Source organism: Pusillimonas sp. (assembly GCF_029263785.1).
Lineage (GTDB): Bacteria > Pseudomonadota > Gammaproteobacteria > Burkholderiales > Burkholderiaceae_B > Pusillimonas.
The window spans coordinates 1-19,504 of the sequence record NZ_JAJUFE010000045.1 but is presented as its reverse complement, the minus strand read 5'-3'; the positions used below and the strand labels follow the sequence as shown (position 1 = coordinate 19,504).

The following is a 19,504-nucleotide window of genomic DNA, read 5'->3' as shown; positions in this document are numbered from 1 at the left end:
GGCCGTTTTGCGGCGTCGGCCATGCTGGCGTCGCAGCAAATATCGCAAGACGAATCCAGGATAAGCCAGCACCAGATACAAGCTGAGCGTAATGGCGTAGAACTCCCAGCCCTGCTCAAAAGGGTTTCCGATATTGGTCTCGAAGGCCAGGCCAATGGTACCGACCATCACGTACAGCACCAGGACTTCGAGCAGCCGCGCAATGACGGGCTTACCTACCGATACTGAACGATTCCTGTAGCCCGGGTACGCCAAGAGAAGAACCCCCAGCACAAGTACGCCCAGCACCTTGGCCAAAAAGACCAGTGCAGAAGCGCCATCTGCGCCAATGTAGGCATCCCCTATCCAATACAGGGCGAGCCCGCACCAGCCGATCAGCAAAGCAAAGAAAACCAGCGACTCGAAGATCCGCAGCAGCGCCGGGCGGGCTGGTTCGCCCGGTTGCGCCCAAGGCAGGGCGAGCAGATGACGCTGCAGCAGAAAGGGAAGGCTTGCCGTCGCAAAAGCAAGCACAATGACTATCCAGACGGCAAGCGATTGTGGCATGACGGGCCCTAGAACCCTAGCGAGGTTTCAATCGCCCGTACGCACAGGGCCATCAGGCCGCCGGGCAGTACACCCAGCACAATTATGGCCAGGCCATTGATGGACATCAGGCCGTTAGGCAAAATACCTGCCGGAGCCGCAAGCGTATCGCCCTCGGGCTCATCGAAATACGCCATCTTGACCACGCGCAGATAGTAGAACGCACCCACCAGAGAGAAAAGGACTGCGACAACGGCGATCGACACATAACCTGCACCAATCAACGCCTGCAATACGGCCAGCTTTGCGTAAAAGCCCACCATGGGTGGAATGCCGGTCAGCGAGAACATCGATACCAACAGCACACCCGCCAGCACCGGGCTGCGCTGGTTCAGGCCCTTGAGGTCAGAAATACGCTCACAATCAAAGCCTTGTCGACTCAACAACAAGATCAGACCAAACGTCGACAAGGTAGTCAGTACGTAGGTCAGAACATAAAAGAGCGCCGAGCCATACGCCTGGCCGGTAGCCACCGCGTGGTCTTCCACCACGCCGGAAAGCAGGCCCAAAAAGACGAAGCCCATGTGTGAAATCGTCGAGTACGCCAACATACGCTTGAAGTTGGTCTGCACAATGGCGGTAAGGTTGCCGATTGCCAGCGACAACACTGCCATGATCAACAACATCGGCTGCCAGTCCAGAGCCAGCCCGTGCAACGCCTCGGTAAGCAAACGAAGCATGACGGCGAACGATGCGATTTTGGGGGCGGCGCCCAGGATCAAGGTCACAGAGGTTGGCGCACCATGATAGACGTCTGGTACCCACATATGGAAGGGCACTGCGCCAAGCTTGAAGGCCAGGCCGGCCACGATGAACACCACACCAAACACCAGTGCCATCTGGTTAGTGTCGCCTTGTGCAATGGTCTGCGCGACCAAAGCCATATCCAGATGCCCTGTGGCGCCATAAACCATCGACAATCCATACAACAACACACCGGAAGCCAGGGACCCCAGCACGAAGTACTTCATGGCCGACTCGATGGCAGGCACGTGGTCGCGGCGCAGCGCAATCAGCGCGTACAGTGCAAACGACATCAGCTCTACGCCAAGATACACGGTCAGCAGGTTGCCGGCCGAGATCATCACCATCTGGCCCAGCAAGGCAAACAGTGTCAGTGTGTACAGCTCTCCACCGTTGCTGAGCATGTTCCGGTCTTCGGCGTAGGTGCGACCATAGATCAATGTCACGGCTACCGCGATGTAGGAAGCGATCTTCAGCAAATGAGCGAGGGGATCGACAACATACAGACCGTGGAAGGTCGAACCTTGCAGGTTGTTCGACCACTGCCAGGCACTGACGGCGGCCACCACAACCAAAGTGCCCAGGCTAAGCACAAAGGTAAGATGGCGCGTGGCAGCCTTGGAAAAAGCATCTATCAGCAGAATTGCCGCGGTGAGGACCAGGAGCAGAATCTCGGGCAGTGCCAATGCGAAATGAAATTGATTTTGCATAGTGATCCAGGCCTACAGTTTGGAAATGGAGACGTGCTGCAAGAGGGCCTGTACTGACACATGCATGACGTCCGTAAACGGTTTGGGGTGAATACCCATGTACAGAACCATGACCGCCATGATTCCCAGAATAAAGAACTCTCGGGCGCTGAGGTCGGGCATGGCGCGCACCTGATCGTTGGCGATCTCGCCGAATGCCACACGCTTGAGCATCCACAAGGAGTAGACGGCGGCCCAGATCAAGGCCGTAGCGGTAAGCAGCCCGATCCAGAAGTTGTACTCGACCGCACCCATGATGACCGTAAACTCGCCCACAAAACCACTGGTGGCGGGCAGCCCGCTATTGGCCAGCGAGAACAGGACGAAGAAGGTCACGAAACGCGGCATCACATTGATTACGCCGCCATAATCCGCAATTCGGCGCGTATGCATGCGATCGTACAGAACACCTATACACAGGAACATGGCGCCCGAGACAAAACCGTGCGAAATCATTTGCACGATAGCGCCTTCGAGGCCCGCCGTGTTGAACAGGAAAAAGCCCAGGGTGACAAAGCCCATGTGAGCGACGGACGAATACGCCACCAGCTTCTTCATGTCGTCCTGCACAATGGCGACCAGACCGATATAGATCACTGCAATCAGGGAAAGTGCAATCATCAGGCCGGCCAGGCTATGCGACGCGTCCGGTGCAATAGGCAGGGAGAAGCGCAGGAAACCATACGCGCCAAGCTTGAGCATGATGGCCGCCAGCACGACCGAGCCCCCGGTGGGTGCCTCGACGTGGGCATCCGGCAACCAGGTATGCACCGGCCACATCGGCACCTTCACCGCAAACGCGGCAAACAGCGCCAGGAAAACGAGAATTTGTGTAGTTTCACCCAGAGGCAGCTGATGCCAGGCCAGGATATCGAACGAGCCGTCGGCGGCATGCCATAAATAGATGAACGCAACCAGCGTCAGCAATGAACCAAGCAGTGTGTACAAGAAAAACTTGAAAGCTGCGTAGACGCGATTTGGACCACCCCACACACCGATGATCAGGTACATCGGAATGAGTGTGGCTTCAAAGAACACGTAAAACAGCATGCCGTCAAGAGAGGCAAACACACCCACCATCAAGCCCGACAAGATCAGGAACGCGCCCATATACTGAGCTATGCGTTGCTTGATGACCTCCCAGCCCGCCAACACCACAATAACGGTGATGAAAGCGGTAAGCAGTACAAACCAGAGAGAAATGCCATCCACGCCCAGGTGGTAATTGATGGCAAAGGTTTCGATCCAGCTTGTCTTTTCGACAAACTGCATGTCGGCCGTTGCGTTATTGAAGCCTGTATACAGGGGCAGTGTCACCAGCAGGCCCAGCACCGAACCGATAAGGGACAGCCATCGGGTCAGACCGGGCCGATCGTCACGTCCGATCAGCAAGACAATCAGGCCAGCGACGATCGGCACAAAGATCGATAGAGTCAGCCAGGGAAAAGTAGTAGACGCCATGTCGCTTGCCATCAATAAACCGTCAGCACGAAAAAGGTTAGGAACGCCATGATGCCGATGATCATGGCAAAGGCGTAGTGATAGATAAAGCCGGACTGCAGATGACGGCTGATCGCGGCAACCCAACCGACCACGCGCGCGCTGCCGTTAACGATCACGCCATCGATCAGACCACGATCACCCCCCTGCCATAGTCCGCGGCCCAGGGCCAGCGCCAGCCGGGAAAGCACTTGCTCGTTGAACCAGTCGGCGTAGTACTTGTTCTCGAGCAACTTATATACGCCCGAGAAGCGGCGGCGAATGGCCGCCGGAACAGCGGGATTCACCATGTAGCAGTACCAGGCCACCACCAGACCGGCAATCATGAGCCAGAACGGGACCGTGACAAAGCCGTGCAGCGCATAGGCCACCCAGCCATGCCAGTGCGAGGCCATCTCGGCCATGGCCGGATGTTCGGGCAACACGCTGATTACACCGTCAAAGAATCCACCGAAAAGCATGGGTTCGACCAGCCAAGCCCCTACGACCACCGAAGGTATCGCCAGCAGCACCAGAGGCAAGGTGACCACCCAGGGCGATTCATGAGGCACACCACCATGATGATCATGGTCATGCGATGCCTTGGCATGCGTATCGAAACGCTCTTTGCCGTGGAATACCAGGAAGTACACGCGGAAGGAGTACAGGGACGTTACGAATACGCCGATGAGAACTGCGTAGTAGGCAAACGTCGCGCCCCATACGTTGGCAGCCCCGGCGGCTTCAATGATGTGCTCTTTGGAATAAAAGCCCGAGAAGAAAGGCGTACCCACGAGCGCGAGCGTACCCAGCAAAAAGGTGATCCAGGTAATGGGCATGTACTTGCGTAGTCCGCCCATATTGCGGATGTCCTGGTCATGATGCATGCCGATGATGACGGAGCCGGCTGCCAGGAACAACAAGGCCTTGAAGAAGGCGTGGGTCATCAGATGGAAGACCGAGGCGGAGTAAGCCGAAGCGCCCAGCGCGACAGTCATGTACCCCAATTGGGACAAGGTGGAATAGGCAACGACGCGCTTGATGTCGTTCTGAATGATGCCGAGAATGCCCAGAAACAAGGCGCCAATTGCACCAATGACAATAATGAACGCCAGAGCAGTAGAGGACAGCTCGAATACCGGCGAGAAACGTGCCACCATAAAAATGCCCGCCGTCACCATCGTTGCTGCGTGGATGAGGGCCGAGATTGGCGTCGGGCCTTCCATCGAATCGGGCAGCCAGCTATGCAGCGGTACCTGGGCCGATTTACCCATGGCACCGATAAACAGCGAAATGCAGGCAACCGTCAGCAATTGCCAATCGGTTCCGGGGAACGCGAGCCCTGCGAGCTGCTCGGTCTGCGAGAACACCTGACCATAATGCATGCTGCCGGTGTACGCGAAAAGCAAGCCAATGCCAAGAATGAAGCCGAAGTCACCCACCCGGTTGATCACAAAGGCCTTCATGTTGGCGAAAATAGCCGTAGGCCGTTTGAACCAGAAGCCGATCAGCAGATACGAAACCAGGCCAACCGCTTCCCAGCCGAAGAACAGCTGGAGCATGTTGTTGGACATCACCAGCATCAGCATCGAGAACGTGAACAGCGAAATATACGAAAAGAATCGCTGGTAACCCGGGTCGTCTGCCATGTAGCCGATGGTGTAAATATGCACCATCAGTGACACCGAAGTCACTACCACCATCATCATCGCGCTGAGCGAATCGATCAGAAAGCCGATCTCGATCTGTACGTTGCCAATGGCATTCCAGATATAAACCGTGCCGTCAAAGGTTTGTCCGTTGAGGACCTGAAGCAGAACGACCACCGATCCGACAAATGAAATCAACACACCAAGAATGGTGATCAGGTGTGCGGCGCTGCGACCAATGAAGCGGCCAAGAAAGCCCGTTCCGAACAGGCCCGTAATCAAGGCTCCGACCAGCGGTGCCAGCGCAATAACAAGGTAAAGACTGGTTGAACTCATAGTATCGGTAATCCCATCAACCCTTAAGCTGGTCAAGTTCTTCGACGTTGATCGTGTTCAGGTTGCGGTACAACAACACGAGAATGGCCAAACCAATCGCCGCTTCTGCTGCGGCCACCGTCAGGATGAAGAAGACAAACACCTGACCCGACATATCGCCAAACCACGTCGAGAAAGAGACGAAATTGAAGTTGGCGGCGAGCAGGATCAGCTCGATCGACATCAGGAGAATGATGAGATTCCGGCGATTCAGGAAAAAGCCGAACACGCCGATGGCAAAGAGTATGCCACCCAGTATCAGGTAATGAGCCAGCGTTATTGTCATTTGGTGTCCTTGCCGGTTGATTCAGTCTGCGACGGGATGCTGACCAGTCGCACGCGGTCCTTGGCGCGTACGCGCACCTGTTTGGCGGGGTCGGTACGCTTGACATCGCGTCGTTTGCGCAAGGTCAGAGCGATGGCGGAAACCATACCGACCAGCAGAATGACGGCGCCTACCTGCACGGCGAACACATATTCGCTGTACATCAGGCTGCCCAATGCATAGGTATTGTTGAAGTCGGCGCCGGTCTGGGCTTGTGGACCATAACCGTTCCACAGGCTGTACAGCACAAAGGCAAGTTCAAGCACCATGACCAGACCGATGAGCGAACCGAGCGCCATGTAGGCCTTGAAGCCTCGGCGCAGGCTTTCCATCCGCACGTCAAGCATCATGACCACGAACAGGAACAACACCATGACGGCGCCCACATACACCAGCACCAGAAGCAAGCCAAGGAATTCTGCGCCGGCCATGACCCAAAGCATGGAGGCGTTGAAGAACGCCAGAATCAGATGCAGCACACCGGTAATGGGGTTGGGAGCCGCTATCACCCGGATTGCCGCATAAACCAGCACGAACGACAGAATGTAGAACAGGACAGAATAGAAAGTCATGGGAATTGCCCCGAGATTAGCGGTAAGGCGCGTCAGCTTCGCGCCGGCGAGCAATTTCAGCTTCGTAGCGGTCACCGACCGCCAGGAGCATATCCTTGGTGTAGTACAGGTCGCCCCGCTTCTCGCCGTGATATTCGTGCATATGAGTTTCGACGATGGAATCTACCGGGCAGCTTTCTTCGCAAAAGCCACAGAAAATGCACTTTGTCAGGTCGATGTCGTAACGGGTCGTGCGACGCGAGCCGTCTTCACGCTCGTGCGACTCGATAGTAATGGCAAGTGCAGGGCAGACTGCTTCGCACAGCTTGCAGGCGATGCAACGCTCTTCGCCATTGGGATAGCGACGCAGGGCGTGCAAACCCCTGAAGCGAGGCGAAGCAGGTGTTTTTTCTTGCGGATAGCGCAGAGTGACCTTGCGTTTGAAGAAATACTTGCCGGTCAGGCGCATACCCTTGAGCATCTCGGACAGCATCAGGCTGCCGAAGAAATCTTTGATAGCTTCCATATCTAGCCCCAGTCAGTCTATTGCCAAATGTTCCATGGCGTCTGCATCCAGATCGCCACGACCACCAGCCAGACGCCGGTGACCGGAATGAATACCTTCCAGCCCAGACGCATGATCTGGTCATAGCGATAACGCGGGAAGGTTGCACGGAACCAAATGAACAGTGAGACGACACAAAAAGTCTTGATGCCCAGCCATAGCCAACCCGGCACCCATGTCAGCGGCGCGATGTCCAGCGGAGGCATCCAGCCGCCCAGGAACATGATCGACGCCACGGCAGACAGCAGAATCATGTTGGCGTATTCGCCCAGGAAGAACAGCGCGAAGGCCGTACCCGAGTATTCGACCATATGTCCGGCAACGATCTCTGATTCACCTTCGACCACGTCAAAGGGGTGCCGGTTGGTTTCCGCCACGGCAGAAATGACGTAAATGACAAACAGCGGCAACAGGGGCAACCAGTTCCAGGAAAGGAAGTTCACGCCACGGTCGGCAAACCAGCCGCTTGACTGCCCTACCACGATTTCACTCATGTTGAGCGACCCCGACACCAACAGCACCGTCAGCAGTACGAAGCCGATGGCCAGTTCGTAAGAGATCATCTGGGCCGATGCACGCATGGCCCCGAGCAACGCGTACTTGGAGTTCGAAGCCCAGCCGGCGATGATGACCCCATAAACGCCCAACGATGTAATGGCCATGATGTAAAGCAGACCGGCGTTCACGTTTGCCAACACCATGTCAGGACCGAACGGCACCACTGCCCAGGCGGCCAGGGCCGGCATCAGTGTGACCACCGGAGCCAATATGAACAGCACCTTGTTCGACTTGGCTGGCAGGATGAGCTCTTTGGTCAGCAGTTTGAACACGTCGGCAAACGGCTGAAGCAGCCCGCGGAATCCGACACGGGTCGGACCAAGACGCACGTGCATCGCGCCAATCATCTTGCGTTCCCAATACGTCAGGTATGCCACGCACAGAATGATGGGAACGGCAACCACAAGCACTTTGACCAGCGTCCAGACCACATACCAGGCGCTGGGACCGATCAGGCTGGTACCCAGGGTTTCAAGTTGAATCAACCAGTCCATTTATGCACGCTCCACCGAAATTTCGCCAAAGGAGGCACCCAACGGCAGGGTCTGGGCAAACGCCGCAGAAATCCTGACTGCGCCATTGGCCACGACCGGATCGAGCTCGGCAGTAAGGGTGACTTCGCCCTGCTCCGAGCGCACACGCACGGAATCGCCATCACTCAAGCCAAGACCTTGTAAGGTCGCTGCATTCATGCGGGCTGTGGGCAAACGCGAATCACGCGTTTCCTGCAGGGGTTCGGCACGACGCACCAGCGCATCGCTTCGATAAATGGGAACATCAGCAACGCGTTGCAAGCCTTGTGCAGCTGCACCCAGGCCAACCGGCGCAACGACATGATTGGACAGACGTTCCTGAATGCCGTCGACCAGCACAGTGTCACGTACGGATTCCGACGTCTCGTCGTCGAAGCCCGACAGCTCGAGCAGGTTGCCCATGACGCGCAACACCTTCCATGCGGGCCGGCTGTCTCCGTACGGAGCGGCAGTGCCCTTGAAGCTTTGGGCACGCCCTTCGGCGTTCACAAATGTTCCGGACGTTTCGGTAAACGGCGCGATCGGCAACATGACGTCGGCCCAGTCGGCGGCAGCCGAGAAATACGAGGTCAGCGCAACGGCGAACTGCGCATTTTTTAGCGACTCAATGGCTTTGGCGCCATTATCGGAATCGAGGGCAGGCTCGGCATGCAGAACGATATACCCCTTCAGCGCGCCCTGAAGCATTTGCTCGGCGTTGAGTCCGCCCGCTTGGGGTATGGCGCCGGCAAGGTAGCCACCAACAGTGTTTCCACCCGGGGTCAGGAAGCCCAGCTTAGCCCCCATGGCCTGTGCAAGCGCCTGGGCATTGGCTGCAATGAGGGACGCCTGGGGCGACGACACTGCCATATTGCCCAACATGACGGCCACCTTTTCGCCGCCGGCCAAGGCCGCCGCGATGGCTTCTGCCTCTTCGCCTGCCTGTACAGAAGCCAGTGCCTGGGGCACGGATTGCTGATGGGCCTTCGCCCATGCAACCAGCACCTGCGCGATCGCATCGGGAATGCCTGTCGGTGCCACAAGCTGCCGGGCGGCAACAGGGAACAGCGGGTCGTCGGCAGAGCTGTCAATGAAAGCAATCTGGGTACCGTGCTTGGCGGCTTGCCGCAGACGCTGTGCCAGCAGAGGATGATCTTTGCGCAGGAAAGAACCCACGACCAATACGCGATCCAGTTCGGCGAACTCTTCGATGGACATGCCCAGCCAGGGTACGCCCGGCACGGCGTGGGAAAAGCCTGGATCGTTATAACGCAAGCGAAAATCGATGTTGTCCGAGCCCAGGCTGCGGGTCAGGCGTGCCAGCAAGGCAAGCTCTTCAACCGTGGCAGTATGGGCTCCGACAGCACCCAGCTGTTCCGCGCCATGGTCTTCGCAGACCTTGCTGATGCCGCGCACCGCAGCCTGAAGTGCATCGCTCCAGGAAGCCTCGTGCCATTGCCCTGAGGCATCGCGCACCATCGGATGGGCAAGGCGATCCTGCGTGTAAAGACCCGTGTATGAGAAGCGATCGCGGTCACTGATCCAGCATTCATTGACCTCTTCGTTCTCGAAGGGCACAACTCGCAAGACGCGGTGATCCTTGACTTGAACAACCAGGTTGGCACCCAGGCTGTCATGCGGGCTTACCGAGCGGCGACGCGCAAGTTCCCAGGTCCGCGCTGCAAAGCGGAAGGGTTTCGATGTCAGCGCACCAACCGGGCAGATGTCGATCATGTTGCCCGACAGCTCGGACTCCACCGCACGACCGACGAAGGACGTGATCTCGGAATGCTCGCCCCGGTGCAACATGCCCAGTTCCATGATGCCGCCGATTTCCTGACCAAAACGCACACAGCGCGTGCAGTGGATGCACCGCGGCATTTCTTCGGCGGAAATGAGTGGCCCCATGGGCTTATGGAACACCACACGCTTCTCTTCCTTGTAGCGCGAGGCCGAAGCCCCGTACCCCACCGCAAGGTCTTGCAGCTGACACTCACCGCCCTGATCACAGACCGGGCAATCGAGCGGGTGATTGATCAGCAGGAATTCCATGACGCTTTTCTGAGCGGCGACTGCTTTTTCAGAGCACGTATGCACCACCATGCCATTGGTGGCCGGTGTCGCGCAGGCCGGCATGGGCTTGGGCGCTTTTTCGACCTCGACCAGGCACATGCGGCAGTTCGCTGCGATGGAGAGCTTCTTGTGATAGCAAAAATGCGGCACGTAAAGACCCAACTTATGGGCCGCATGCATGACCATGCTGCCTTCGGGCACTTCAACCTTGTTGCCGTCTATGGTGATTTCAACCATTGCTTGTCCTGACCTACAGATATTTAGGCACCACGCAGCTCTTGTGCTCGATGTGGTGTGCGAACTCGTCGCGGAAATGCTTGATGAAGCTACGCACTGGCATGGCTGCCGCGTCGCCCAAGGCACAAATGGTGCGGCCCATGATGTTGGAAGCGACCGAGTCAAGCACCTCAAGGTCCTCGGGTCGGCCCTGGCCGTTTTCAATACGATGGATCATGCGATACAACCAGCCGGTTCCCTCGCGGCACGGCGTACATTGGCCGCAGCTTTCCTCGTAATAGAAATACGAAAGCCGCAACAACGACTTGACCATGCAGCGGGTCTCGTCCATGACGATGACCGCACCCGATCCCAGCATGGACCCTGCCTTGGCAATACTGTCGTAATCCAGGGTTGTCTGCATCATGATGTCGCCGGGCAAGACCGGTGCACTCGAACCGCCCGGAATCACTGCCTTGAGCTTGCGACCTCCGCGCATTCCGCCGGCCAGCTCAAGCAACTCGGCAAAAGGAGTGCCCAGCGGTACTTCGTAGTTTCCAGGCAGTTCTACGTCTCCCGAGACAGAGAAAAGTTTGGTGCCGCCGTTATTAGGCAACCCGGTCTCGAGATAGGCCTGACCGCTATTGCGGAATATCCACGGCACAGCCGCGAAAGTCTCGGTGTTGTTTACCGTGGTTGGCTTGCCATACAGGCCAAAGCTGGCAGGGAACGGCGGCTTGAAACGCGGCTGGCCTTTCTTGCCTTCCAGCGATTCAAGCAGCGCGGTTTCTTCGCCGCAAATGTAGGCACCGTAACCATGGAAAGCGTGCAGTTCGAAACTGAAGTCGGAGCCGAGGATATTGTCACCGAGAAAGCCCGCTTCACGCGCTTCGCGAAGAGCTTCTTCGAAGCGGTCGTACACTTCAAAGATCTCGCCGTGAATGTAGTTATATCCGACACTGATGCCCATCGCGTAAGCCGCGATCGCCATGCCTTCGATCACAATATGCGGATTGAAGCGCAGGATGTCGCGATCTTTGAATGTACCGGGCTCGCCTTCGTCAGAGTTACAGACCAGATACTTCTGGCCAGGCAAACTACGCGGCATGAAGCTCCATTTCAGGCCGGTAGGAAACCCTGCACCACCACGACCCCGCAAGGCCGATGTCTTGACTTCGGCGATGACGTCTTCCGGCTTCATGCGGGTAGTAAGAATCTTGCGCAGACCCTCATAGCCGCCACGTTTGACGTAGTCTTCGAGACGCCAGTTTTCGCCATTCAGGTCGGCGACGATCTGGGGCTTGATATGACGCCCATGAAAGATCATGCTGCGTGACAGGTCGCCGTCAGGCGCAATCTCGAGGCCCTGCCCAAATTTCTTGAGTACGTTGAGTTCCGGAGCGTTCATGCCGATTCTCCGATTCGATTGAGTTCGTCGAGCATGGCATCGATTTTTTCGGGCTCCATGCGCACACACATGTGCTTGTTATTGAGCAGCAATACGGGCGAATCACCGCAAGCACCCATGCACTCGCCTTCCTTCAGGGTGAACAGGCCGTCCGGGGTGGTTTCGTTGAAACCGATGCCCAGCTTCTTGCTGATGTAATCGGCGGTCTTGACGCCATCGCGCAGTGCGCACGGCAGGTTGGTACAAACCGTGATCTTGAAACGGCCTACCGGCTGGGTGTCGAACATGTTGTAAAACGTGGCGACCTCTTGCACGGCAATAGGTGGCACATTCAAGTAGTTCGCAATGTCTTCTATGACTTCTGTAGAAAGCCAGCCTTTTTCGTCCTGCGCGAAGGCAAGCGCCGCCATGATGGCCGATTGCTTTTGATCGTCGGGGAACTTGGTCAGCTCCGCGTCGATTTTTCGGTAGGCTTGTTCGGAAAGCAGCATAATTTGAATCCGGTTTATACCTGGTTGGGCACCGCTCAGGTCCTGGTAACTCTAACGGTCGATCTCGCCGAACACGATGTCCAGCGTGCCAATGATGGTGACGGCATCGGCGATCATGTGACCGCGCGACATTTCGTCAAGCGCAGCCAGATGCACGAAGCCGGGCGCACGGATCTTGAGGCGATAAGGTTTGTTGGCGCCGTCGGACACAATATAGGTACCGAATTCGCCCTTGGGATGCTCGACCGCCGCATACGCTTCGCCTCGGGGTACGTGCATGCCTTCGGTGAACAGCTTGAAATGGTGGATAAGGTCTTCCATGCCAAGCTTCATGCGTTCGCGCGAAGGTGGCGCAACTTTGTGGTTGTCAGTAATGACCGGCCCCGGATTATTTCGGAGCCACTCAACGCACTGGCGAATGATGCGATTGCTTTCACGCATTTCCGCCACACGCACCAGATAGCGATCGTAGCAATCGCCGTTGACGCCCACCGGAATGTCGAAATCGAGCCGATCGTAGACCTCGTACGGCTCCATCTTGCGAAGATCCCACTCGACACCTGAACCGCGGAGCATGGGGCCGGTAAAGCCCAGCGCCTTGGCCCGTTCCGGGTCAACGATACCGACGTCGACCAGGCGTTGCTTCCAGATGCGATTGTCGGTCAACAGGGTTTCGTACTCGTCAACGCAAGCGGGGAAGCGATTGGTGAAGTCTTCGATAAAGTCCAGTAACGAACCCGAGCGCGCTTCATTCATCGCCTTGAGTTCTTTTTCGCCGCGATACTTGCTGCTTTCGCCGTACTGCGGCATGGAGTCAGGTAAGTCGCGATATACGCCGCCCGGACGATAGTAAGCCGCGTGCATGCGAGCACCCGACACCGCTTCATAGCAGTCCATCAGGTCTTCACGCTCGCGAAACGCATACAAAAACACCGCCATTGCCCCCACGTCAAGTCCATGCGAACCGATGGACATCAGGTGGTTGAGGATTCGGGTGATTTCGTCAAACATGACGCGAATGTACTGCGCGCGCAGAGGCACTTCGATGCCAAGCAGCTTCTCGATTGCCATGACATAGGCGTGCTCGTTGCACATCATCGAGACATAATCCAGGCGATCCATATATGGCAGCGCCTGAATATAGGTCTTGTGCTCGGCAAGCTTTTCAGTAGCCCGGTGCAACAGACCGATATGCGGGTCGGCGCGCTGGATGACTTCACCGTCCAGCTCAAGCACCAGCCGCAACACTCCGTGCGCAGCAGGGTGCTGGGGTCCGAAGTTGAGGTTGTAGGTTTTCAGTTCTGCCATGTTTAACGCTCTATTCCGTAACCTTCTTCGCGAACGATGCGAGGCGTGATCTCTCGGGGCTCGATGGTCACCGGCTGATATATAACCCGCTTTTGCTCGGTGTCGTAACGCATTTCAACGTGACCGGACAGCGGGAAATCCTTGCGGAACGGGTGACCGATGAAGCCGTAATCGGTAAGGATGCGGCGCAGGTCTGGATGCCCTTCGAAAACAACGCCGAAAAGGTCAAACGCTTCACGCTCGAACCAGTTCACGCTCGGCCACACATCTACCAAAGTCGGCAGGACGGGGAAGTCATCGTTCGCTACCCAGGTGCGGACACGCAGGCGCCAATTGTGGGTAATCGAGATCAGGTGCAGCACCACCGCGTACCGGCGCGGGAACTCGGGCAGGGGCCAGCCAAATGCCGGTTGGCCCCACGTGGAGTAGTCGACCGCACACAGATCGATGCAGGTAGCAAAGTCAAGAGAAGGCTGATCGCGCAACGTAGTGCAGGCGTCAACCCACTGATCGGGACTGATTTCGAGCGTAAGTTCGTTCAGCGCTTCGGTCAGGGCCGCGTCCTCGCCGAACTGCGCCAGCAAATTGGTTTTAAGAGTTTCAAGCCGGGTCATAGCAAGCCATTAGCCGTTGAGGGAAATGATCGGAAGCCGCTCATGGCTAGCGCGCGATCGTGTTCGTAAGGCGAATCTTGTTCTGCATTTGCAGCAGACCATAGACCAGGGCCTCGGCCGTCGGTGGACAGCCCGGCACGTAAACATCGACGGGGACGATTCTGTCGCAACCCCGCACAACGGAATAAGAATAGTGGTAATACCCGCCCCCGTTAGCACACGAGCCCATCGAAACCACCCAGCGAGGCTCGGGCATCTGGTCGTAAACCTTACGCAGTGCGGGGGCCATCTTGTTGCACAAGGTGCCCGCCACAATCATCAGGTCAGACTGGCGGGGACTGGGACGAAAGATAATGCCAAATTGGTCAAGGTCGTATCGGGCGGCACCTGCGTGCATCATTTCGACTGCACAGCAAGCAAGCCCAAAGGTCATGGGCCACAACGAACCTGTCTTGGCCCAGTTAAGGAACTTGTCCGCACTGGTGGTGATGAAACCTTCTTTGAGAATGCCGTCAATAGCCATGATTTTGCCTTAACGCTTGTACAGCGAAGGGCACAGCAAACCGGTAGAGCCGTGCCGAGAATTTGCGATGCGGACCCAGCCGCGATGATTGCCTGCGCGCTACTCCCAATCGAGCGCGCCTTTTTTCCACTCGTAGACGAACCCGACGGTGAGCACCGCCAGAAACACCATTACCGTCCAGAAGCCAACCAGGCCCACCGTGTCATTGGCGATGGCCCAGGGGAATAGAAAGGCGATTTCAAGATCGAAGAGAATGAACAAAATGGCGACGAGATAATAACGCACGTCGAATTTCATGCGCGAATCGTCAAAAGCCTCGAACCCGCATTCGTATGCAGAAAGCTTTTCGTCGTCGGGACGGTGTGGACCAAGCACGCGACCCACAGTCAAAAGCGCAAAACCTATCAGGGTGGCAACAATAATAAACAGCAAGACAGGGAAATACTGTTGCAGGTTCATGCCCAACTTCCAATCACGATAAGTAAACTATAGGATTGTAGCATTTTGGGCGCGCTCGTAGCCCTGCGCCGCCAACCCGGCAACCCGCCTGCAAGGAATGCGAACTTCACGCCGAACGCAGCAGCTGCCGGGATTTTCACAACACGGCTTGAACGTCCTGCCAAAACCTTCAGCACACTCAATATAGCGCTCTTGCCAAGGCTATCCCGTGCGCCGTTTCCTCGAGCACGAACCACCCGAGCGCAACTCCTGCGCGTCTGCTTCTTTTACAAAAAAGCCCTCTTCCGCCGAAAACAGAAGAGGGCTTTATACAACAGTAATCCTAAATCGCTGCTGCGAAGACCGCCAATTTCCATCGGGGTGATGAATCAACGTTAGGCGGCCTCCGTCAGCCAGGCACTTAGAACTGGTGGCGCACACCCACACCAACCAGGGTCGACTTCAGATCGTCCTGGAAGGCCACATTCTTGGCATACGAACCCACCGCGTACACATTGGTACGCTTGGACAGCGGATAGGTGTAACCCAGGCTGTAGATGTTTTGCTTCTCGTCGTCACCGACGGTGCCGCGCGGATCAGCCATGCCCCACGACGCCATGACCTGACCGGCACCGACGGGAGCGCTCAGACCTACGGTGTACGAATTGACGCGCATGCCGTCGTTGGCCATCAAGGCGCCGGTGGCGTCCAGGTCAGCGAAGGTGATGCCCTGGAACCAGCCGTTACGGGTCTGACCAAAGCCGGCGTGCAGCTTGACAACCTGGAAGTCATAGCTGGCGCCCACGTTCCACGACTTGACCTTCACGCCGCCATCAGGATTGGGCGTTCCGTCGGCGAAAGCATCCGGCGACTCAAACTGATCATAGGTAGCGGCAACGCCGATGGGGCCGTTGTCGTACCGCAGACCGGTAGTCCAGGCGTGAGTATTGGGGTCATCACCACCGCTTTGACGGAAGCCCTGAGGACCGTTGGCGTTGAACGAATAACCGATACCGAACTGGAAGCCCGAGTAGCTTGGGGTCTGGTACATGACCATGTTGTCGTAGCGCAGGCTTGCAGCCGAGTTGAACGTCGCACCGGCAGCAGCTTGACCAAAGTCAACGCCAAACGGGCTGGCGATGCCTGCGAAGTACTTGCTGGCGATGTTGGTCTGACGACCGAGGTCGAGGCGACCCCATGCATCCGACTGAAGACCAACGGTAGCCTGACGACCAAACATGCGGTTGGAGTTACCCAGGGACTGACCCGACACACCGGTACCCAGATCAAAGCCGCTTTCAAGTACGAAGACCGCCTGAAGGCCGTTGCCCAGGTCTTCCGTACCCTTCAGACCCCAGCGGTTGGCGGAGTTGATGCCGTTGATCATGCCCGTGCGTTTGCCGTTGTAATCAACGTCAACAGGCAGACCTGTAGCCGGATCGGTGGTCGTGTAAGTACCCTTCAGTTGCTGGTAGCCGATACCCCCGTCAACGATACCGTAAAGGGTGACCGACGTTTCTGCGTGAGCCGCACCGACGGCAAAGCCGAACCCGGTAGCGAGCGCTGCAGCGAGCAGAGTCTTTTTCATTTGAGGAATCTCCGTAGATTTGATTTGATCTGATCCGATTTGATTTAGCGACAGTGCAGATATTTTTCTGCTATATGTAGTCCGCCGCCTGGGACATGAGGGCTGTTGCAATAAAACTTGAAACGCGCCGTTCACAAATCAAATGCTAAACCTCTGCCCGGCTCTTTTAAAAGAAAAACCACTCCGAGGAGTGGTTTTAAGTGCACGAAACGTAAGCTCGTGTTGCCGACAGGGCTTTCTATGTAACGGAAAGCCTCTGTCGAGTCATGGCGTAACCGCCCTTGCTGCAATTAGAACTGGTGACGCAGGCCCAGACCAATCTGAGTTGCTTTCAGATTCTCTTGGAAAGCCACATTCTTGATGTACGAACCCAGCGCGTACACGTTCGTGCGCTTGGATAGTGCATAGGTGTAGCCCAAGCTGTACGCCTGTTGCTTCTTGTCATTAACGTTGTAGACGCCGCCGTTCTTAGGATCGGCCATGCCCCACGAAGCCAGAATCTGGCTGTTTGCGCCAACCGGGGCGCTCAGACCCACGGTGTACGAGTTCACTTTCATGCCATCGTTGACAATGTATCCATCGCCCAACGAGACGTCGGCATACTCAATGTCGGTAAGCCAGCCGTTACGCGATTGACCGAAACCAGCGTGCAACTTAACGATTTCGAAATCGTAGCTGGCCCCGAGGTTCCAGGACTTGATGCTCACGTCACGATCAGCTGCGGGCGATGCGGGCAGATCGTTGGTTTTCAGTTGGTCGTAGGTCAGTGCAGCGGCGAGAGGGCCGTTTGCATAGCGAAGGCCGGTCGTCCAAGCACGGTTGTTGGGCTGCTCGCCACCGCTCTGCTTGAACCGTTGGTTGCCGTCATTGTTAAATGAATAGCCAACACCAAACTGGAAGCCCGAGAAGTTGGGGGTTTGGTACATGACCATATTGTCGTAGCGAACGCTATCGGCCGCACCGAACGTGGTACCGACGCGTGCATTCGAGAAATCAGTGCCGAAGGGGCTAGCGACACGCGCAAAGTACTTAGAGGCGATGTTGGTCTGACGGCCGAAATCAAGCTGGCCCCAAGCTTCGGACTTCAGGCCGACCGTTGCTTGGCGACCGAACATGCGACGGTCTTGGCTGGCTACGCCGGTGCCCAGATCAAAGCCGTTTTCCAGGACGAAAACAGCTTGCAAGCCATTACCCAGATCTTCGGTGCCTTTCAGGCCCCAGCGGTTGCTCGACTGGCCACCGCTGAGCACGCCTGTGCGCGTACCTTTGTAATCGGCGCCGTTGACCGTGCCCTTAACCCGCTCGTAAGCGATGCCGCCGTCAACGATACCGTAGAGGGTGACCGAGGTTTCGGCTTGAGCGACACCGGCAAAACCAGTAATCAGAGCAGCAACTAGCAGACTCTTTTTCATGTTGTAAATCTCCGTAGATTTGATTGCTGGCAGCAAAGTACTAATGCCTTACTGCCTGTAAAACTCCGCAAGCGGTAGTTAAATACATTCGAACAAAAATCCGGATTGGTGGCTATGAAGACGTACGAAAAACGTTACTCCAGTCTTGTTTATGTCACTTTAATGCAACATTATCGTTGTTTTCTCGCAACTATTTTGGGGTGATTGATGGCGTGTGCCCGATGCCGCACCGCATAAGTTTTGATTGAAAATCGCTCAGTCAGCACGGAGTTCTTCCGGCTGCACTCCATAAAAAGATCTAACACACTGATATTTAACATTTTTTCAGCTTATTTAACTGAGCCCGCCTTAATACTCGCATACATTGCATTGCAGTAAATTCTTTTTCCTTTCAAAGACCTACGGGTTAGTCCCCATATTCTCTCGCACGCGACGAAACGATAATTTTTGACCTCCGCTTATGAAGGGGGCCATTAACACGTGAAATCGGTCACAACATACCCTTCTGCCAAAATACGGCCGCCTACGCCGTGTCACAGATGCACCGCAAATCGTTCCGTGGCCAGCATCCTGCCCAGGTAACGCACTAAGCCGCCCTATCCTCCCTTGAAGCCGAAACAAAAAAAGGCCGGGGATCGAACACCGACCCCGACCTTTTCGCAGTTGCCGCAAAAGTTCGCTTAGAACTGGTGGCGCAGACCGACGGCGAATTGAGTGGCCTTCAAATCATCGTAGAAATGGATGCCCGTGCCGTAGGAGCCCAGTGCGTACAAGTTGGTGCGCTTGGACAGTTTGTAGGTATAGCCCAAGCTATAGATGTGTTGCTTATCGCGCTGGAAATCACTGAAACCGTTCTTGGGATCAGCCATTACCCACGATGCCAGCACCTTTCCGTTGGCGCCGACAGGCGCGCTAAGTCCCAACGTGTACGAATTGACCTTTGCGTCGTTATCGGCGCCCCAGCTCATGCGGCCTTCCATGTCTGCGGTTCCATCAATCTGACGATAGTCGATGGCAGAGACATGCTTGAACCAGCCGTTGCGGGTCTGGCCCACACCAGCATGAAGTTTAACGACATCAAAATCGTAGGCGCCTGCCAGGTTCCACGACTTGATGGAAGTGTCGCGATCGCCACCGATGCCGTCTACACGAACTTCGGAGGTTTTGTACTGGTCGTATGACAGGCCAAGTTCAATCGGGCCGTTGCCATAGCGAAGTGCCACACCCCATGCAACGTCGTTTGGCTCGTCGCCACCACTGGTTTTAAATTCCTGGTCGCCTTCGCCAGAGAACGAATAGTTCAAACCTAATTGAAATCCGGAAAACTTCGGTGTCTGGTAG

18 protein-coding genes are annotated in these 19,504 nt (G+C 56.3%); all 18 read right to left on the bottom strand.

All coding sequences use genetic code 11. The features are described 5' to 3' along the window. Positions 1 to 546: DUF2818 family protein (locus Q1J88_RS10350; RefSeq protein ID WP_301117584.1), on the bottom strand; the 546-nt coding region annotated here is incomplete at its 3' end. A gap of 8 nt (positions 547 to 554) precedes the next feature. Beyond that, positions 555 to 2,039 (bottom strand): NADH-quinone oxidoreductase subunit NuoN, encoded by a 1,485-nt coding sequence (gene nuoN / locus Q1J88_RS10345; protein WP_301117583.1) that lies wholly within the window; start codon positions 2,037 to 2,039, stop codon positions 555 to 557. A gap of 12 nt (positions 2,040 to 2,051) precedes the next feature. Further along, positions 2,052 to 3,554 (bottom strand): NADH-quinone oxidoreductase subunit M, encoded by a 1,503-nt coding sequence (locus tag Q1J88_RS10340; protein WP_301117582.1) that lies wholly within the window; start codon positions 3,552 to 3,554, stop codon positions 2,052 to 2,054. Next, complete coding sequence (nuoL, locus tag Q1J88_RS10335) at positions 3,551 to 5,542, bottom strand: NADH-quinone oxidoreductase subunit L (protein WP_301117581.1); 1,992 nt, start codon at positions 5,540 to 5,542, stop codon at positions 3,551 to 3,553. Before nuoL ends, Q1J88_RS10340 begins: the two co-directional genes overlap by 4 nt. A 16-nt stretch (positions 5,543 to 5,558) precedes the next feature. Continuing rightward, positions 5,559 to 5,867: an NADH-quinone oxidoreductase subunit NuoK gene (gene nuoK, locus Q1J88_RS10330; protein WP_301117580.1), complete on the bottom strand. Its 309-nt coding sequence runs from the start codon at positions 5,865 to 5,867 to the stop codon at positions 5,559 to 5,561. Then, positions 5,864 to 6,478 (bottom strand): NADH-quinone oxidoreductase subunit J, encoded by a 615-nt coding sequence (locus tag Q1J88_RS10325; RefSeq protein WP_301117579.1) that lies wholly within the window; start codon positions 6,476 to 6,478, stop codon positions 5,864 to 5,866. The genes nuoK and Q1J88_RS10325 overlap by 4 nt, the downstream gene beginning before the upstream one ends. A 16-nt stretch (positions 6,479 to 6,494) precedes the next feature. After that, complete coding sequence (gene nuoI, locus Q1J88_RS10320; protein ID WP_301117578.1) at positions 6,495 to 6,983, bottom strand: NADH-quinone oxidoreductase subunit NuoI; 489 nt, start codon at positions 6,981 to 6,983, stop codon at positions 6,495 to 6,497. 17 nt (positions 6,984 to 7,000) lie between these two features. Beyond that, positions 7,001 to 8,074 carry an NADH-quinone oxidoreductase subunit NuoH gene (gene nuoH, locus Q1J88_RS10315; protein ID WP_301117577.1) on the bottom strand — a complete coding sequence of 358 codons (1,074 nt, stop codon included), beginning with the start codon at positions 8,072 to 8,074 and terminating at the stop codon, positions 7,001 to 7,003. Beyond that, complete coding sequence (nuoG, locus tag Q1J88_RS10310; protein WP_301117575.1) at positions 8,075 to 10,402, bottom strand: NADH-quinone oxidoreductase subunit NuoG; 2,328 nt, start codon at positions 10,400 to 10,402, stop codon at positions 8,075 to 8,077. A 13-nt stretch (positions 10,403 to 10,415) separates the two neighbouring features. After that, complete coding sequence (gene nuoF / locus Q1J88_RS10305; protein ID WP_301117574.1) at positions 10,416 to 11,789, bottom strand: NADH-quinone oxidoreductase subunit NuoF; 1,374 nt, start codon at positions 11,787 to 11,789, stop codon at positions 10,416 to 10,418. Further along, complete coding sequence (gene nuoE / locus Q1J88_RS10300; RefSeq protein WP_301117573.1) at positions 11,786 to 12,280, bottom strand: NADH-quinone oxidoreductase subunit NuoE; 495 nt, start codon at positions 12,278 to 12,280, stop codon at positions 11,786 to 11,788. Before nuoE ends, nuoF begins: the two co-directional genes overlap by 4 nt. A 51-nt stretch (positions 12,281 to 12,331) precedes the next feature. Continuing rightward, on the bottom strand, positions 12,332 to 13,588 hold the full coding sequence (locus Q1J88_RS10295; RefSeq protein WP_301117572.1) for an NADH-quinone oxidoreductase subunit D: 1,257 nt from the start codon (positions 13,586 to 13,588) through the stop codon (positions 12,332 to 12,334). Between the two features lie 2 nt (positions 13,589 to 13,590). Next, on the bottom strand, positions 13,591 to 14,202 hold the full coding sequence (locus Q1J88_RS10290; RefSeq protein ID WP_301117571.1) for an NADH-quinone oxidoreductase subunit C: 612 nt from the start codon (positions 14,200 to 14,202) through the stop codon (positions 13,591 to 13,593). A gap of 46 nt (positions 14,203 to 14,248) precedes the next feature. Further along, positions 14,249 to 14,725, bottom strand: a complete 477-nt coding sequence (locus tag Q1J88_RS10285) for an NADH-quinone oxidoreductase subunit B family protein (protein WP_017524972.1) — start codon at positions 14,723 to 14,725, stop codon at positions 14,249 to 14,251. 99 nt (positions 14,726 to 14,824) lie between these two features. Beyond that, entirely contained in the window at positions 14,825 to 15,184 is a 360-nt protein-coding gene (locus Q1J88_RS10280; protein WP_301117569.1) for an NADH-quinone oxidoreductase subunit A, read from the bottom strand. A gap of 400 nt (positions 15,185 to 15,584) precedes the next feature. Beyond that, a complete protein-coding gene (locus Q1J88_RS10275) occupies positions 15,585 to 16,751 on the bottom strand; it encodes a porin (RefSeq protein ID WP_301117568.1) in 1,167 nt (388 codons plus the stop codon). A gap of 290 nt (positions 16,752 to 17,041) precedes the next feature. Next, a complete protein-coding gene (locus Q1J88_RS10270; RefSeq protein ID WP_301117567.1) occupies positions 17,042 to 18,163 on the bottom strand; it encodes a porin in 1,122 nt (373 codons plus the stop codon). A 680-nt stretch (positions 18,164 to 18,843) separates the two neighbouring features. Next, positions 18,844 to 19,504 (bottom strand): porin (locus Q1J88_RS10265; RefSeq protein WP_301117566.1); only part of this gene is annotated, 661 nt, incomplete at its 5' end.

Bases quoted from the DNA above. Each gene is read 5' to 3' on its own strand.
- nuoI (WP_301117578.1), bottom strand. From the start codon at position 6,983: ATGGAAGCTATCAAAGATTTCTTCGGCAGCCTGATGCTGTCCGAGATG.
- Q1J88_RS10280 (WP_301117569.1), bottom strand. From the start codon at position 15,184: ATGAACCTGCAACAGTATTTCCCTGTCTTGCTGTTTATTATTGTTGCC.
- nuoG (WP_301117575.1), bottom strand. From the start codon at position 10,402: ATGGTTGAAATCACCATAGACGGCAACAAGGTTGAAGTGCCCGAAGGC.
- Q1J88_RS10285 (WP_017524972.1), bottom strand. From the start codon at position 14,725: ATGGCTATTGACGGCATTCTCAAAGAAGGTTTCATCACCACCAGTGCG.
- nuoN (WP_301117583.1), bottom strand. From the start codon at position 2,039: ATGCAAAATCAATTTCATTTCGCATTGGCACTGCCCGAGATTCTGCTC.
- nuoH (WP_301117577.1), bottom strand. From the start codon at position 8,074: ATGGACTGGTTGATTCAACTTGAAACCCTGGGTACCAGCCTGATCGGT.
- nuoL (WP_301117581.1), bottom strand. From the start codon at position 5,542: ATGAGTTCAACCAGTCTTTACCTTGTTATTGCGCTGGCACCGCTGGTC.
- Q1J88_RS10270 (WP_301117567.1), bottom strand. From the start codon at position 18,163: ATGAAAAAGAGTCTGCTAGTTGCTGCTCTGATTACTGGTTTTGCCGGT.
- nuoK (WP_301117580.1), bottom strand. From the start codon at position 5,867: ATGACAATAACGCTGGCTCATTACCTGATACTGGGTGGCATACTCTTT.
- nuoF (WP_301117574.1), bottom strand. From the start codon at position 11,789: ATGAACGCTCCGGAACTCAACGTACTCAAGAAATTTGGGCAGGGCCTC.
- Q1J88_RS10325 (WP_301117579.1), bottom strand. From the start codon at position 6,478: ATGACTTTCTATTCTGTCCTGTTCTACATTCTGTCGTTCGTGCTGGTT.
- Q1J88_RS10295 (WP_301117572.1), bottom strand. From the start codon at position 13,588: ATGGCAGAACTGAAAACCTACAACCTCAACTTCGGACCCCAGCACCCT.
- Q1J88_RS10275 (WP_301117568.1), bottom strand. From the start codon at position 16,751: ATGAAAAAGACTCTGCTCGCTGCAGCGCTCGCTACCGGGTTCGGCTTT.
- Q1J88_RS10290 (WP_301117571.1), bottom strand. From the start codon at position 14,202: ATGACCCGGCTTGAAACTCTTAAAACCAATTTGCTGGCGCAGTTCGGC.
- nuoE (WP_301117573.1), bottom strand. From the start codon at position 12,280: ATGCTGCTTTCCGAACAAGCCTACCGAAAAATCGACGCGGAGCTGACC.